This window comes from Bacillus sp. VA13 (assembly GCF_055710085.1).
On record NZ_JBVQPP010000001.1, the window covers coordinates 1 to 15,405 of the forward strand.

The following is a 15,405-nucleotide window of genomic DNA, read 5'->3' on the forward strand; positions in this document are numbered from 1 at the left end:
TAAGTGTATTGCTTTCCAACAGGCTGTTCGAATCGATGTATATCCCCAGCCTTATGCCATCTAACCCATGTCTGAACCTGTGTCTTATTCTTAATATTCAATTTCTGCATGATCTCTTTCATAGGCACGCCTGCCAATCTCATTTCTACAGCCTGCTGTTTCACTTCAACCGGATAACTCACTCTTGTCCCCATAGAAAAAACACCTCCAAGTCTAATGTCGGATAACAATCATCCGTTTTCAAACTTGAAGGTGTTTTTATTTGTCTCATCTTATGGGGTCAGTCCCTTAAAGCGGGGCTGTTTTTTTATTTTGACAGCACATGCTGCAATGGTTTAATGATGTCTTCTTTCTTTTTCACACATCCCTCTATTTTCACCACGACATGACGCTCATCAACGACCATAAGGGTAGGGACGGTTTCAATCTCATCTTCCCAGCCTTCTTTGTTAGCATAGACCTTCATTTTATCTATTTGCTCGGGATAATCTTTTTCTAAATCAAGCAGTGCATCGTAATATGGCGCTTCCTGGTCAATTTGGTTCTCATCAGAAAAAAACAGGATTTGTGTATGATGAATGTTGTCAATCCGGCTTTTTTTCACCGGATTGATGGTGGAAAGCGTACAGCCCGATAAAGCAAATACTATTATCAGTATGGGGAATACCGCGCGATATCGCATCTATCTTCTCCTCTGTATAAACAATAGTAAACTAGCTTTAGTTTATCATGAGAGGCAGCGTAATCTGCTCCTTGTTACCTAATTGTTATATAATTGAAACCGTTTTTAAAGTGAGATTACATATCATATCCATCGTTTAAAATAGCAATCTGGGGGTATATAGAATTTATTGCTGCGTTCTTTCATAAAAGTTCAAAAAAACATGAAATCATGTTATGTGTTTTGGCATATGTATCGATTAACGCTGCTGTATGAAAAGAAAATATTATATGATGAAAAATGAAAAAATACGCTATATATAACGACATCCAAATTAAATGTGTTATACAGTTTGTTGTTGACATTTTAAATGTGACATATTAATATAATAGCAACAAAAGAAATTAAGCGTTTTCAAATTTCAAAGAAATGGGGAATGAGAGATGGGTACAATTGTTTGCCAAGATTGCAACGAAGCCATTCATTACTTTGAAGATGAGAAAGTGACTACATTATACGGAACATGCTGCGGACAATGTCAATGTCCTGTTGATGAAGAGTAAAAAAAGCATGCGGCTCAAGCCGCATGCTTTTTATTTATTGAATCGCTTTTTGTTCTTTGATGACCCGGATCATGTTTAAAGTTGAGTCTTCAGGTCCTTGAACAGGGAGACCTGCGTCAAGGTTCTTGAAAATGTAGCTGATGTTGTCTTCTGTAATAATTTCACCTGGAATGAAGATTGGAATACCAGGAGGATATACCATTACAAATTCAGCGATAATCCGTCCGGATGCTTCTTTTAAGGGGATGACTTCCGTATTTGCATAGAAAGCATCACGCGGAGTCATTGCCAATAAAGGAATTTCCGGGAGAAGAACTTCAGTTTGCTGATGTGTTACATCTTTTTCTGACATATGATGTGCAATCTCTGTTAAAGCCTCTACAAGCCGGTCTGCATCATTTTGGCTGTCACCAGGGGTGAAAATACACAAAATATTGTACAGATCAGAAAGCTCAACTTCAATATTAAAGGATTCACGAAGCCATTTTTCAACGTCATGACCTGTGAGTCCAAGATTTTTAACAGAGATAATCAATTTTGTCGGATCATAGCTGTAAGCTGCTTTTGAAACAAGAATCTCAGAACCGACACAATAAATGCCTTCAATCTGATTGAGGCGATCTCTCGTCTGGTTGGCAAGCTTCAGTGTCTCCTCAGCAAGCTGATGGCCTTCTGTCGCAAGGCGTTTTCTGGCAACATCCAGAGAGGCGAGAAGCAAATAAGAAGTTGACGTTGTTGTCAGCATGCTCAGAATGGATTGCACTCTGTCTTTGGATACAAGGCCCTCTCTCATGTTTAAAATAGAGCTTTGCGTCAGTGATCCACCCAGCTTGTGTACACTAGTCGCTGCTATGTCTGCTCCTGCCTGCATGGCTGAAAGCGGCAATTCATCGTGAAAGTGAATGTGAACGCCGTGTGCCTCATCAACAAGCACCGGCACATCAAACGAATGAGCGAGTTCTACGATGCTTTTTAAGTCGGCTGCAACACCGAAATATGTCGGGTTGATGACGAGAAGCCCTTTTGCATCTGGATGCTCGGTAAGCGCCCGTTTGGCAGATTCAAGTGTAATGCCGTGGGAGATGCCCAACTCATTGTCAATTTCAGGATGAATAAAGATTGGGATCGCTCCGGAAAATACAATAGCTGTCATAATTGATTTGTGCACATTTCTTGGAATAATAATTTTATCCCCAGGTCCGCAAACAGCCATCACCATTGTCATAATGGCGCCGCTTGTTCCTTGAACAGAAAAAAATGTGTGGTCTGCGCCAAATGCTTCAGCCGCCAGATCCTGTGCCTGTTTAATGATGCCTTTTGGCGCGTGCAGGTCGTCTAATGGTTCAATATTGATTAAATCTATGCTTAACGCGTTTTCACCGATAAATTGTCGGAATTCTGGGTCCATTCCTGCCCCTTTTTTATGGCCGGGAATGTGGAATTGAACAGGCTGTCTGCTTGCATGCTTTTTCAGTCCTGTGTATAAGGGTGTTTCATGTTGCGACAATTGTTTTCCCACCTTTGTAATCATACCTATGCATAATAGTGTGTATTAAAATCAGTTTCTCAACCGTTTTTTAGACGTAAAACAAATGAATTATATTATGAACTTGAAAGAATGTAAAGAACAATTTATGATCAAATGAAGATGCTTTCTCCTAAGGGAAGCAAATCTATAAGGAGTGAAGAAAATGGAATACCAATATCCGATGAATGAAGATTGGACAACCGAAGAAGCAGTGGATGTGATCGCGTTTTTCCAGCAGGTTGAGCTTGCATATGAAAAAGGTGCAGATCGTGAAGAACTGCTTAAAGCTTACCGCCGTTTCAAGGAAATTGTACCGGGAAAGGCTGAGGAAAAAAAGATATGCGGCGAGTTTGAAGAACAAAGTACATATTCTCCTTATCGCACGGTCAAACAGGCGAGGGAATCTGATCAGGCGAAGATTAAGATGTAAGAAAAGAGCCGGGGGATACTCCGGCTCTTTTTTATGCTTGTGATACTTTTTGGGTAAAACGGTACAGAAAAGCAAGCTGCTTAAAGGCATCATCGATACGCTGAAGGAATTCCTGGTTATTCATATTCAGCACTTCTTCTTTTTGAAGCTGGATGCCGCATAACAGCTCAGCTTTTTTTACAGTCTGCAAACGCTCAAACAGCGTCTTCAGCTGTTCCTTGTCCATTTCAGACTGCTTATGTACTCCCGGTTTTGTGTGATCTGCGGACCAAACGAAGCTGTCAGGGATATTCTTAGTAATGGTTTCCTGATTCGCTTCAAGCAATTTGCCGTATTCTTCTTTAATAGGGGATTCATATATAATCGCGAACCACACAAATACGTGGGTTTCCCATAAACCAATCTGAAAATGCGGCAGTTTTTTATAGCCTCTTTTGCTGTTTGCGAATGCGACCCAGCTGTCAGCAGGGGGATTGACGGATCTTCTTGCGTGCTTGGCCACATGAGGAAACATTTCATCTCCGGTTAAAGCTGATAAAGTTGGGGCAAAATGTTCGCCTAGAGCTGTTAGCTTTGGACGGACCGTCTCTTTTAATACCTCCATGCGCGCGTCTAAGCCTTCTATTGTAAATGTGTTAAAGTCTTCTTCCGTAAAACGCATTTGTGTCATGATTTTCCTCCTTCATGCTAAGTAAACATATTTTATCACAGTTCATACGAGCGTCAAAAAGATTGAGCGCGTTTGAAGAAAGGGGAAAAGAGGTAATAAACGAATAGGTAAACACACAATTTTCAGAATCATGTTACGCGTAAATAGAACAATCATACGATATAAGAAGTAATCATTGTTGAATGGCAAAATGGGATGCTTTTTTACAAACAAATGATCTCTGGAAGGGGCGAAAGACAATGAGGCAAGTTGTAAAAGAGGGATTTAAGGAAGAGAAAAACAATCGTGTAGCTGTCTGGAGACTAGAGGTTGATTATGAATTGGCAACCCTATATGAAGCAATGCAAAAAGAAAATGAAGAACAGATTGAACAAAGCAAAAACAAACTTGAGCGACTCAGAAAAGAATGGATTCGTCTTAACGGGTAAAAAGCGATAGTGAAAACGAACCGCATGAATGGTTCGTTTTTACGTGAGAAGGGATATTTTTCATTTTCCTTGCTTTTTCACCGCCGTTATCAGTATCCTATAAAATAAAGGTCTACATAGAAGAGAGGTACGCACGAATGACAAATTGGACGGAAATTGATGAGATTGCAAAGAAATGGGTAAGAGAAGCAGGCACGAGAATTAAACAATCCATGAATGAAAGCCTGACAATTGAAACGAAATCAAATCCGAATGATTTAGTCACCAATATTGATAAAGAAACGGAAAAGTTTTTCATTGAACGCATTCAAGAAACGTTTCCGGGACACCGTATACTCGGCGAAGAAGGACAAGGAGACAAACTCCACTCACTGGAGGGAGTCGTCTGGATTATCGACCCGATTGACGGGACGATGAATTTTGTGCATCAGCAAAGAAATTTTGCGATTTCAATTGGAATTTTTGAAAACGGAGAAGGAAGAATCGGTTTAATTTATGATGTGGTGCATGATGAGCTCTATCACGCATTTAGCGGCAGAGGAGCTTATATGAATGAAACGAAGCTGGCTCCTTTAAAAGAAACTGCCATTGAAGAAGCGATTCTTGCCATTAATGCGACATGGGTAACGGAAAACAGAAGAATTGATCCAAGTGTGTTAGCGCCCCTTGTAAAAAGAGTCAGAGGCACACGCTCCTACGGTTCTGCCGCTTTAGAGCTGGCAAATGTCGCGGCAGGAAGAATAGATGCTTACATCACGATGCGGCTTGCACCATGGGATTATGCAGCCGGATGTGTGCTGTTAAATGAAGTTGGGGGCATCTATACGACCATAGAGGGAGAGCCGTTTACCTTTTTAGAAAATCACAGTGTGCTGGCCGGAAATCCATCCATACATAAAACGATATTTGAAGAGTATCTTCATGCTCAAAAGTAGGCCGTTTGAACAGGATGACCTCTGCTTGTTAGAGAAGCTCGCGGAGGCTCATCCTGTATGGAAAGAGGAGGAGTTTGGGGAGAAAGATGCAGAAAGCTATATGATCTCCTACTCCATGTACAACGGGTCATGGCTTATATGGGAAAAAGACGGTCAGCCTGTTGCCGTCAGCTATCATCTCGAGTGGGCGCCTTCCAACAGAAAGCCGTGGCTTGGAACGGTGCTGATTGACCCGGCTGAAGAAAAAAAGGGGCATGCGAGGATGATCATTGAACAGATCAGCAAATTGCTCGGAGCCAAACATAAAGCGATGTTTGCGGCAGTTCCCATTGACCGGAGTGAATGGATACTGTTTTTGAGCCAATGCGGCTTTGAACAGCTGAAAACGGAGAAAGATGAGACAGGCAAATCATTTATGATCATGGTGAAGCCTTTAGCAGAAGCTGCCGTCTGATAACGGCAGCTTATTTGTTGTATGCCAGTACCATAAAAAGCCTCCCAAAAATTGAGAGGCATCTGATGATAAAAAATTATTTTTTCACCGCATGAATATAATGAATCGTTTCAAACGCTGACAAATCGTCTGTTCGATTGTTGAAGAATTGGTCATTAATATCGTCTGGTGATAGATGTTCATAGATAAGTAAACCTGATGATTCTAACTGAATTTCAATTTCTTGATAAGTGAAACACGATTTCATCGGTTCTCCGCTTGCGGCAGCCATTTTTACCATATGTTCAACTCTATTTGACGTTCCTTTTGCTGTAAAAAGTGTTTCGTCAGCATAATCAAAAACGATAGAGCTTCCTGATGGGACATGAGAAAATAAATTTCTGATCAAGCTTGCATTTTCTTCTCTCGTTAAATAATAAGACACTCCCAGAAGGCTGAAGAATGTTTTTGTGTTTTCAAATCCTTCATCTATAAGAGGCTGATACGAAAACGTTTTGGTAAAATCCATAGGAACAAAGTGAAGATGTCCCGGAATTGTCAGATTTGCATCTTTCAGCTTATTTTTTTTGAATTGCTGTGTAGCCGGATGATCAATCTCGAAAACTTGTAAGCTGTTTTCCAATTCAGGATGCCGAAAACAGAAAGTATCCAGTCCGGCCCCAAGAATGACATACTGTTTTGCCCCCAGCAACAATTCGTTGTGTAAAACTTTTTCACAATACGCAGCACGTGCTAAGGGTGTAGGCGACAGCTGGATTTGGGTAACCCATTTTAATATTTTTTCAGGATTATTCTGCAGACGTTCGGCCATCTCTTTGCTGAAAAACGATATTCCTTGAATCATATTCTCGCTGATGTTTGTAAACTCTTTTTCATTAATGAGGTCTTTTGCAATAAAATCATCAAAAATGAGAGACGTGTCATATCGGCTATGATATGAACGGGCAAAAGCTGAAACCAAAGACGTTAAGCTGGACTCATTATTCCTCATGAAATGATCCTCCCATAAAAAAATAAGATTCCCCTGGCCAGGAGAATCTTATTATACCTACAAATATATTAATAGTAAATTATAGCATAAATAAAAATTTTTGTAAATGTTTTTGCTCTTTCTTCGATCGTGTGATCTTCATTTATTTCACCTGAGCCAAGTGTCTGCCGGAAGAATCTCCCCTTAGCCCGGATTAATATTGTATACTGCAGCGTTGGCTTACTGCTGCTTTCGCATCTTTGCAGCTGAGCGGGGAAGACAGCATCGCTGCTTCCTGTACTGCACGCTTGCGGCTGTGTACTTCTCTTTTGCAAATCAGCAGCGGCTGCTGATTCTCATGGTATCATCCTTTCGGGGTGAATGATGATGCTTACAACGAAGAGAGAAAGCAAAACATGTAACGAAAAAAGCCTGAGGGATCTCAGGCTTTTTTTAACATTACAATCCAACAGCATTCCAGGCTGCTTCAACTTTAGCGGCATCAGTTGACCCGTACAGATCACGGGCAGATTGAATAAGAGCTGCCTTGGCATCTTTGAACGTCGAAGAAGGCGTGAGGTACGTTGTTAACGCACGGTAATAGATCTGCTGTGATTTAGAGACACCAAGCTTTGTTATGGTATTGTAAGCGGCTTTATTTGGAATTCCGCTGTTTATGTGTACGCCGCCATAATCGCCTTCATCTGTATTTGGGAGGTTTCTGTAATTGGCGTAATTGTCAGGCTGATCGTATTTTGTTGGATTGGACAGGCTGCGGAGAGCAGGCTGACTGACTGTAATGTCTTCACCGATATCCCAGTCTTCTGTATCGTTAAAATAACCGAATACGTCAGAGAAAGATTCGTTTAATGCCCCTGGCTGATTTTCATAAATCAGGTTGGCCGTTTCTTGAGTGACGCCATGTGTCATTTCATGTGCTGTCACATCTAATGAGCCGGAAAGCGGAGAGAAGAATGAACCGTCGCCGTCACCGTAAATCATTTGGTCTCCTGTCCATGCAGCATTATTGTACCGAGTGCCGTAGTGAACGGAAGAAACGATTTTACTGCCTTTGTTATCATAGCTGTTCCGTTTAAATGTCGAATAAAAATAATCGTACACTTTACCGAGATTATAGTGGGCGTCAACGGCTGCCCGCTGTGATGAAGATGTGAATGTATTTGTTGTACTTGAGACAAGCGTTCCCGGAAGGCGGCTTTGTCTGTTTTGCAAGTCATATGTAATGATTTGAGTGCCTGTTGGTTTTGAAAGATCTCTTAGAACGTATTTTCCGCTTTCATAAGAGATGTTCAAAGGAACAGTTGCGCCCTTTAGCGTTGTTCCGCTTCCAGTGGCAGCAGCATGTTCTACTTTGTTTTGCTGTTTTAATATACTGCCTGTTTCAGCATCCACTAAGACTTCCCAGTTGGCAGGTTCAGGTTCGATATAGCGAATCGTCACGTCGTAAGCAAGACGGTAGCTGCCGTCCTTTGTTTCTACGGCTTTTAACTCGGCTTTATTGCTGTTTTTGGCTGTTCCGTTAGAAACAGCGTCTGGTGATTTGTCGATGGCTTTGAAAGCGAGTGCCAGCGCTTTTTCAGAAGAGACTTTTTGGCTGTTTTCTGTTTTTGCAGCAGATTGATTTTGTAATTCACCATTGACCGCATAGACATTATCGGATTTATCGACGTGAACGATCACTTGTGAATCTTTAATAGGCACTCCGTTGATTACAGGCGCATATCGAAAGTGCTTGTACCCAAGGGCGTCAGTCGTGCTTTCAACAAGCTTCAACCTTTTGGCAGGATCACCTTTGAAAATGTTGCTGTTCTTTTTCAAAAACTGTTTGACGGCCTTGTCATTTGGTGCAGAGAGCTCTGATTGTGCAATTGCATTTTTGGAGAGGAAATTTGTTTGATTCTCTTTAAGCTGATGACTTTCAGCAGCCTGAACACCAGGAAGGCTGATTGACAAACTCATAAACGAAGCAGCGACAGCAACAGACAATTTCTTACCTAAACCCACAATAAATCCCCCTTTTTGAAAATACTGAAAAATCTTTATATTGTTATATTAAACTAGCATTCTGGAATACTCAACAAAAACTAACATAACTAGACAAAATTGATAGGATTGTCCTGTGTTTGTTTTTGTTAAATAATTTCAAGATGAGTCAAGTGTCATGTGATGGCTCATTGCAAGTGTTGTGTCTATTTACATATCAAAGGAAAGAAAAGAAATGTTTGTTGATTATTGAAACTTTTTGAAAAGCCGGCTGTCTAACCGGATGAGGCCTTAATAAGAAGTAAAGGATTGTTGTTCGTGTTGGAGTTATTCAGTCATTATGTATTGCATTTCGAACGTTATTTTATATTAAGCCGACAAAGCACCTTGCTGGTCCAATGGTCAATTGTTGTTCTGGCGGGCTTATATCTATTGGTGCATCATCCTAAAATAAACCGGTACCGCACAATGTTCTTGGCAGGTGTTATATTGCGAATTTTGTTGCTGACGGGGGTGTCTGTTGAACTCATTCACCAGGTGCAAGCAACAAATTTCACCAGCGCTTACATTAGAGAGGACGGAAATGAACTGCTGCCGCTGCTGCATTTTTTGTTATACGGGTATGTTCTGCTGACGGCTTTTCACTATATGCTGATGCTTCGTGATCATGGCGGAAAAGGCATGTTTTATACATTCGATCTTGCCGTTGTCAGTTTGCCGATCGTACAAATGGTATTCAGTTTCTTTTCGTATTGGAAGGAATATCCTGATGGGATCGAGCCGATTGAATTCGTGTTTCTGTTTTTCATCATCATTCTTCCTATTGTTTTGAATGTACTGTTTTTCAAACTGTATTGGAGAACAAATAAGATTTTATTAGGTTTATTTTATACGATGATTATCGCCCTGCTTGTCCTGCTGCTTGCGCCGTATCCCAGTCAAATCTCGAAAGACTATGGTGCAGTGATGCCATATACAATTTATTTGACAATGGCGGGATTTTTGATGAGTTATCACCTGCTTAATAAGTCGGGAAAGATTTATGTGCGCGTGTATAAGTGGCTGACGATGGCTGTTATTGTATTTTTTATCTTGCTCTTAAATCCAATATATAACTTAGGAACGGCTGCTTTCGCTTTATCAAAGCCAGCAAATGTCCATGATTCATTCAATTTTGTAGGAGAACACATTTCATCTGAAAAAGCGGAACAGATTCTAAAGACATTTTTTCCTGCGGATGAGACATTGTATTTGCACGATACAAACATGGATGTGCATTATTTCTACTCATTTGAAAGTATGAGCTATGAGGCAGACGTCGATGAAGTATCCCAAATGATTCGCAATTATCAGTACTTGAAAAAGCCGAAGGGGAAGACGCTGGCTGATCAGGAGTACGTACGGAAGTCCATCGCTTTCCTTGAGCAACACGGACGTGTGTTAAATAAGGATCATATTGAAACAAAGGTATCTAAAGAAGACGGCCAGACAGTCGTTCGTATATTCCTGAAAAATCAATTTCATAAAAAAGATAATGCTGATGATGGCACAGTATTTTATTGGGAAAAGGAAACCTTAATGGGCTTTAGTGAAGACCCTTCGATTTATCAGCTTGATTCTCTTCGACATGTTCATATCACAGAACAAGATATACACGATAAAGTGAAGGGAATGTTTACAGCTTTAAAAATACCGAAACAGCCTTATCAAATCACAGATATTGAAAGCGACAGCCTGCTTGGAAGCTTAGTTCGAGTTGAAACAAAAGATGGAATTGTTTTGAACTTTGAGACCGACTCCGGCTGTTTACAAAATCTTTCGCTTCCTGTGAAAAAGAATATCTCATTGACAAACGGCCGGCTGCTGCAGCAGATGTTATTGGTCTTCGGTGCTGATGTATCAGAAATCAAGAAAAAAAGTAGGCAGAGTGATAAAGTGGTATATTCTGATTCTTCTAATGCGTATGAGTTTTATGAAGATCAAGGGATGCTAAACGTTTATGTTTACAGCGATACACCCGATAATGCATTTCCGTATACGTATCGTGATGGAAAATTGGCTTATGAAAAAGTAGCTTCTGCATACCAGGATGTTATTTACAAAAAACGAATGCGTCCGATCATCGTTCAAAGAGGGAATGAATGCTATTATGCATGGCTGATCATTATTCAGCCATTTGGCTCAAATCGCCATGATGCTTATGTGGTGGATGGAGAAACACAAGAGGTGAAAAGTCTTTATGAAACATAAAGAAAAGGAGTCTGTATTTTTAGATTTATATGACCTATATAAAGAAGGAGAGCTAGAGGACGAATCAATGGAATGGATGAAACAGCATGAGCCCCTATACCAAAAGAATGCGGAATCCTTAAAGAGTGAATCTTGTTCAGAGAGAAGCCCGGGTGCTGAAGAAGAGAGCCAAATCAGACATATGAAAGTATACCTGTCTTCCATGTATATCTGTTTCATATTATTGGCCATTTGGATGACGGTGTGGTTTTACTTTTAATGAAGCGTAGGGATTCTATTGAAGATTTGTATCGACAGTATTACCAAGAAATTTTAAATTATTTATATAGAAGGACTCATCACCTTGAAACAGCCAAGGACTTAGCGCAGGACACGTTTTTGAAGGCTCTTAACGGCTTGGCTTCGTTTAGGGGACATTCTTCCATCAGAACGTGGCTTTACACCATTGCACATCACACCTTTGTCAATTGGTACCGCAGGGATGTCAAATACCAATTTACTGATATCAGCAAGAATGAAGGATTAACGCAAACAACTTATGAGCAGCCTGAACAGTATCTGTCGCGGACGGTAAAAAGTGAAACCCTAAGGCAGGAACTCCTCCAGTTAAAGGATCAGCATCAATCCGTTTTGATTTTAAGAGAATTCCAAGAGCTTTCTTATGAAGAAATCGCTGAGATATTAGGATGGAGTCTTTCAAAGGTGAAAACCACACTTCACCGGGCCAGATTAGAGCTAAAGAAAAGCATGACGAAAAGAAGAGAGGAGGAGCGGATATGACCTGCTTTCTAGTAAGAGACCTGCTTCCTCTGTATCTTGAAGGTGATTGTAAAAGAGAAACGGAACACGTCATTAAAGAGCATATAAAGACCTGCAGCAGCTGCAGAGAAATGTATGACATGATGGCTGAGCCTTTTGAATTGGAGGGCGGACAGGCCGTTGTGGAGGCTTTTCTGCTGGAAGAAGAAATGCGGTTTAAACAGAGGTACTACGGTTTGCTAATCGTTAAAGCTGCCTGCTGGTTTGGAGCGGCGGTTGCCGTGATGCTCATCATCAAACTGCTGATATAAAGAAAAGCGCTTGTCCGGTTCCGGCAAGCGCCTTTTTAGTTTAAGCTTGAGGATGAATCATGTCGTAGATTGCGGTAAGCTGTTCTTGTGACAGAGCACTGAATAATTTTTCAAAAACGTCAGCTTCCAGAGGTGTTGCCCCTGCTTGTACCGCTGCATCTATATCATAGCTGTACACACCGTCTTGTAATACAATTGCTGCTTGAAGAATGTGAATCTTTAAAGAAACAGCGGAGAAAAATTGTTCAAGTGCGAGTGCTTCTTTTTCTGTGAAGCCAAGTTCAATTGCTTTTTCTGTATCAAATGTGTAATGTCCATCTTCGACATACACACATTGTGAAACAACGCTGAAAAATTCTGATGTCGACTCCCAGAGAGTTGCGATTACTTGAGCCTCTTCTTTTGTCATTCCTAACTCGACAGCTTTTTCACTGTCAAAATAATACACACCGTCTTGTTCGTATATACATTGATTTAATAAATCAATGTATATATTGAGATCTTCATTTGTGATTGTCTGATGCTGCACATGAACATTGGAGTTATCAACCATTGTTTTTGCGCTGGCTGCATCAGGGCCGAACGTTAATAGAGCAGCTGAGGTCATTGCGGCAGTCGTTAGCATCGCTTTTTTTACAAATGTTTTCTTCATGTTTCTTCTCTCCCTTTTATGAATTGTGCTACGAATTCCATTATAGGGATAGAGTGGCGTCGGAAAAATAGGTTTTATGGTATTTTATGTATATCGTTGCCGAACTACTTTTTGCCGGTCACATGTGTCATTGTTAGAACGATTGTCTATGTATGAATGCTGTTTTGCACCTTCCCGACTAAGAAACAGGGGAGATAAGACTTAATGAAATGAAAAACACCGCTTCTTTGCGGTGTTTTTTTGATTACAATGTCTTCAGCGGGGCAATGCTTTTAATCAAGCAAGCCTTGCTCGCGCATTTTCTTTTTTAATGTAAATCCGCCGCCCATTACGGCACAAACAAGCACAATGCTGGCGATAATGCCTGCAGCGCTTTTTTCAGCGATAAAGACGCCGATCAGCATAATACTGAAAACTGCTGCAAATGCAAATAATAGTAAAAGCCAATTCATTTTTTTCATGTTTTCCATCCCCTTTTACGACTTATATTAAGTTTACAGAAAAACGTGACGCTTTTAAAGAGGATGTGTGGTATAATATGAAAGTTATTTAATTTTATTAGGAGATGAAAAAGTGAAACTTCGAAATGATCTTCGCAACATCGCGATTATTGCCCACGTTGACCATGGGAAAACGACTCTAGTCGATCAGCTTTTACATCAGGCTGGTACGTTCCGTGCCAACGAACAGGTTGCTGAACGCGCAATGGACTCTAATGATCTTGAACGCGAACGCGGCATTACAATTTTGGCGAAAAATACTGCGATTAACTATAAAGATACACGCATTAATATTTTGGATACCCCTGGACACGCAGACTTTGGGGGAGAAGTAGAACGAATTATGAAAATGGTTGACGGTGTACTGCTTGTCGTTGACGCATATGAAGGCTGTATGCCTCAAACACGTTTCGTTCTGAAAAAAGCTCTTGAACAAAATCTGAACCCGGTTGTTGTTGTAAACAAAATTGACCGTGACTTTGCCCGTCCTGAGGAAGTTATCGATGAGGTTCTTGATCTGTTCATTGAGCTTGATGCCAATGAAGAGCAGCTCGAGTTCCCAGTGGTATATGCTTCCGCGATTAATGGAACTGCGAGTCTTGATCCGAAACAGCAGGATGAAAACATGGAAGCTTTATATGAAACCATCATTAAGCATGTTCCGGCACCTGTTGATAATGAAGAGGAGCCGCTTCAATTCCAAGTTGCCCTTCTTGACTACAACGACTATGTAGGCCGTATCGGAATCGGACGCGTATTCCGCGGCACGATGAAAGTCGGTCAACAGGTTTCTCTTATGAAGCTTGACGGAACGGCTAAGTCATTCCGTGTAACAAAGATTTTCGGTTTCCAAGGCTTAAAGCGTGTGGAAATTGAAGAAGCAAAAGCAGGAGACCTCGTAGCGGTTTCCGGCATGGAAGATATTAACGTTGGTGAAACGGTCTGTCCTGTAGACCATCAAGATCCTCTTCCAGTGCTTCGCATTGATGAACCGACACTTCAAATGACATTTGTCGTGAATAACAGTCCGTTTGCAGGCCGTGAAGGCAAATATGTAACAGCCCGCAAAATCGAAGAGCGTCTTCAGTCTCAGCTTCAAACGGATGTGAGCTTGCGTGTTGAGCCAACCGCTTCTCCTGATGCTTGGGTTGTTTCCGGACGCGGTGAACTTCACTTGTCAATTTTAATTGAAAATATGCGCCGTGAAGGCTATGAGCTTCAAGTTTCAAAACCTGAAGTTATCATCAAAGAAATCGACGGCGTACGCTGTGAGCCTGTTGAGCGTGTACAAATCGATGTTCCGGAAGAGCATACAGGCTCAGTGATGGAATCAATGGGTGCCCGCAAAGGCGAAATGATTGATATGATCAACAATGGAAACGGCCAAGTCCGTCTCATCTTTACAGTTCCTTCCCGCGGATTGATCGGGTACTCCACAGAGTTCCTATCATTAACACGCGGATTCGGTATTCTGAACCATACCTTTGACAGCTACCAGCCGATGCAGGCGGGCCAAGTCGGCGGACGCCGCCAGGGTGTGCTTGTATCAATGGAAAACGGAAAAGCGACATCTTATGGTATTCAAGGAATTGAAGACCGCGGTGTCATCTTCGTTGAGCCGGGTACTGAAGTATACGAAGGAATGATCGTTGGAGAGCATAACCGTGACAACGACCTTGTTGTTAACGTCAGCAAAATGAAACAGCAGACGAACGTCCGCTCTGCGACAAAGGATCAGACAACTACAATTAAAAAAGCGCGCATCATGTCTCTTGAGGAATCTCTAGAGTACTTAAACGAAGATGAATACTGTGAAGTAACGCCTGAATCCATCCGTTTAAGAAAGAAAATCCTCAATAAAAACGAACGTGAAAAAGCGGCTAAAAAGAAAAAAACAGCAGGATTGTCTTAATCTCTTGCAGAATTTGAAAAGATAGAACCCGCACTTTGCAGGGGAGGGAATCTTTTTGAATGATGTAAGCGAACGCCTGTCGTTCTTCGCCGCTCTATATCAAGTAGACCGGCAGCCTGCGGCAGGCATGTGGCTGCTGTACGGCACGATTTTTGTGTTGGCTGTTATTGTATTTAAGCTTGGATTTGCTAAACGGCTTCCGGTATTAAAATCAGCAGTGGTGTATGTATTTCTGGCTTTGGGCTGCACTGTTTTGACCTTTTTAGGAGTGTTTTTGCCCGTGGCAGAGGGGTTGGTCGTCGCTGCGATGATTTTAATCATTTACAAAATTCGGCTGTATCAGTCGAAAAAGGGACAGTCTGCAAAATCATAAAAAGA

The 15,405-nt window shown here is 41.3% G+C and carries 19 protein-coding genes; 11 read left to right on the forward strand and 8 right to left on the reverse strand.

Translation table 11 applies throughout. The annotated features are described in order from the left end of the window. Together AC0C66_RS00005 and slp are read right to left on the reverse strand one after the other, a co-directional pair. Window positions 1–194 (reverse strand): helix-turn-helix domain-containing protein (locus tag AC0C66_RS00005; RefSeq protein WP_472973462.1); only part of this gene is annotated, 194 nt, incomplete at its 3' end. A 113-nt stretch (window positions 195–307) separates the two neighbouring features. Continuing rightward, a complete protein-coding gene (gene slp, locus AC0C66_RS00010) occupies window positions 308–682 on the reverse strand; it encodes a peptidoglycan-associated lipoprotein Slp (protein ID WP_061187393.1) in 375 nt (124 codons plus the stop codon). A 422-nt stretch (window positions 683–1,104) separates the two neighbouring features. Here slp and AC0C66_RS00015 point away from each other — a divergent pair, with 422 nt between their 5' ends. Continuing rightward, window positions 1,105–1,224, forward strand: coding sequence for a GapA-binding peptide SR1P (locus tag AC0C66_RS00015; RefSeq protein WP_003232305.1), 120 nt, complete (start codon window positions 1,105–1,107; stop codon window positions 1,222–1,224). 34 nt (window positions 1,225–1,258) lie between these two features. Here the strand turns inward: AC0C66_RS00015 and speA are convergent, their stop codons facing one another. Continuing rightward, window positions 1,259–2,731, reverse strand: coding sequence for an arginine decarboxylase (gene speA / locus AC0C66_RS00020; protein ID WP_014113664.1), 1,473 nt, complete (start codon window positions 2,729–2,731; stop codon window positions 1,259–1,261). 184 nt (window positions 2,732–2,915) lie between these two features. Between speA and AC0C66_RS00025 the strand changes: the two genes are divergently transcribed. Beyond that, window positions 2,916–3,182: a UPF0223 family protein gene (locus AC0C66_RS00025; protein ID WP_003221303.1), complete on the forward strand. Its 267-nt coding sequence runs from the start codon at window positions 2,916–2,918 to the stop codon at window positions 3,180–3,182. Between the two features lie 31 nt (window positions 3,183–3,213). Here the strand turns inward: AC0C66_RS00025 and AC0C66_RS00030 are convergent, their stop codons facing one another. Further along, complete coding sequence (locus tag AC0C66_RS00030; protein ID WP_003221304.1) at window positions 3,214–3,852, reverse strand: YktB family protein; 639 nt, start codon at window positions 3,850–3,852, stop codon at window positions 3,214–3,216. Window positions 3,853–4,091: 239 nt separating this feature from the next. Here AC0C66_RS00030 and AC0C66_RS00035 point away from each other — a divergent pair, with 239 nt between their 5' ends. From AC0C66_RS00035 to AC0C66_RS00045, 3 genes are all read left to right on the forward strand, one after another. Next, window positions 4,092–4,280 carry a hypothetical protein gene (locus AC0C66_RS00035; RefSeq protein WP_009967148.1) on the forward strand — a complete coding sequence of 63 codons (189 nt, stop codon included), beginning with the start codon at window positions 4,092–4,094 and terminating at the stop codon, window positions 4,278–4,280. Between the two features lie 137 nt (window positions 4,281–4,417). Continuing rightward, window positions 4,418–5,215, forward strand: a complete 798-nt coding sequence (gene suhB, locus AC0C66_RS00040) for an inositol-1-monophosphatase (RefSeq protein ID WP_014113666.1) — start codon at window positions 4,418–4,420, stop codon at window positions 5,213–5,215. 25 nt (window positions 5,216–5,240) lie between these two features. After that, the gene (locus AC0C66_RS00045; RefSeq protein WP_461845546.1) at window positions 5,241–5,669 is read left to right on the forward strand and encodes a GNAT family N-acetyltransferase; all 429 of its coding nucleotides are present in this window, start codon (window positions 5,241–5,243) and stop codon (window positions 5,667–5,669) included. Between the two features lie 76 nt (window positions 5,670–5,745). Here the strand turns inward: AC0C66_RS00045 and AC0C66_RS00050 are convergent, their stop codons facing one another. After that, entirely contained in the window at window positions 5,746–6,660 is a 915-nt protein-coding gene (locus AC0C66_RS00050; protein WP_088679062.1) for a class I SAM-dependent methyltransferase, read from the reverse strand. A 438-nt stretch (window positions 6,661–7,098) separates the two neighbouring features. Then, window positions 7,099–8,664 carry a neutral metalloprotease NprE gene (gene nprE, locus AC0C66_RS00055; RefSeq protein WP_072183576.1) on the reverse strand — a complete coding sequence of 522 codons (1,566 nt, stop codon included), beginning with the start codon at window positions 8,662–8,664 and terminating at the stop codon, window positions 7,099–7,101. Between the two features lie 288 nt (window positions 8,665–8,952). Between nprE and AC0C66_RS00060 the strand changes: the two genes are divergently transcribed. The 4 genes from AC0C66_RS00060 to AC0C66_RS00075 are packed head-to-tail and all read left to right on the forward strand — an operon-like array spanning window position 8,953 to window position 11,963. Further along, complete coding sequence (locus AC0C66_RS00060) at window positions 8,953–10,893, forward strand: hypothetical protein (protein WP_072183302.1); 1,941 nt, start codon at window positions 8,953–8,955, stop codon at window positions 10,891–10,893. Continuing rightward, entirely contained in the window at window positions 10,883–11,152 is a 270-nt protein-coding gene (locus AC0C66_RS00065; RefSeq protein WP_072183303.1) for a hypothetical protein, read from the forward strand. The genes AC0C66_RS00060 and AC0C66_RS00065 overlap by 11 nt, the downstream gene beginning before the upstream one ends. Then, window positions 11,152–11,673 (forward strand): RNA polymerase sigma factor YlaC, encoded by a 522-nt coding sequence (gene ylaC / locus AC0C66_RS00070; RefSeq protein ID WP_041521160.1) that lies wholly within the window; start codon window positions 11,152–11,154, stop codon window positions 11,671–11,673. The genes AC0C66_RS00065 and ylaC overlap by 1 nt, the downstream gene beginning before the upstream one ends. Further along, window positions 11,670–11,963: a zf-HC2 domain-containing protein gene (locus AC0C66_RS00075; RefSeq protein ID WP_072183304.1), complete on the forward strand. Its 294-nt coding sequence runs from the start codon at window positions 11,670–11,672 to the stop codon at window positions 11,961–11,963. Before ylaC ends, AC0C66_RS00075 begins: the two co-directional genes overlap by 4 nt. A 40-nt stretch (window positions 11,964–12,003) precedes the next feature. Here AC0C66_RS00075 and AC0C66_RS00080 read toward each other — a convergent pair whose 3' ends face one another. Both AC0C66_RS00080 and AC0C66_RS00085 read right to left on the reverse strand, forming a co-directional pair. After that, window positions 12,004–12,615, reverse strand: a complete 612-nt coding sequence (locus AC0C66_RS00080; RefSeq protein ID WP_088679064.1) for a hypothetical protein — start codon at window positions 12,613–12,615, stop codon at window positions 12,004–12,006. A 272-nt stretch (window positions 12,616–12,887) separates the two neighbouring features. Beyond that, window positions 12,888–13,076 (reverse strand): YlaF family protein, encoded by a 189-nt coding sequence (locus tag AC0C66_RS00085; protein ID WP_003221324.1) that lies wholly within the window; start codon window positions 13,074–13,076, stop codon window positions 12,888–12,890. A 112-nt stretch (window positions 13,077–13,188) separates the two neighbouring features. Here AC0C66_RS00085 and typA point away from each other — a divergent pair, with 112 nt between their 5' ends. After that, window positions 13,189–15,027, forward strand: coding sequence for a translational GTPase TypA (gene typA, locus AC0C66_RS00090; RefSeq protein ID WP_014113675.1), 1,839 nt, complete (start codon window positions 13,189–13,191; stop codon window positions 15,025–15,027). A gap of 55 nt (window positions 15,028–15,082) precedes the next feature. Further along, on the forward strand, window positions 15,083–15,400 hold the full coding sequence (locus AC0C66_RS00095) for a YlaH-like family protein (RefSeq protein ID WP_014113676.1): 318 nt from the start codon (window positions 15,083–15,085) through the stop codon (window positions 15,398–15,400). Window positions 15,401–15,405: the final 5 nt, after the last annotated feature.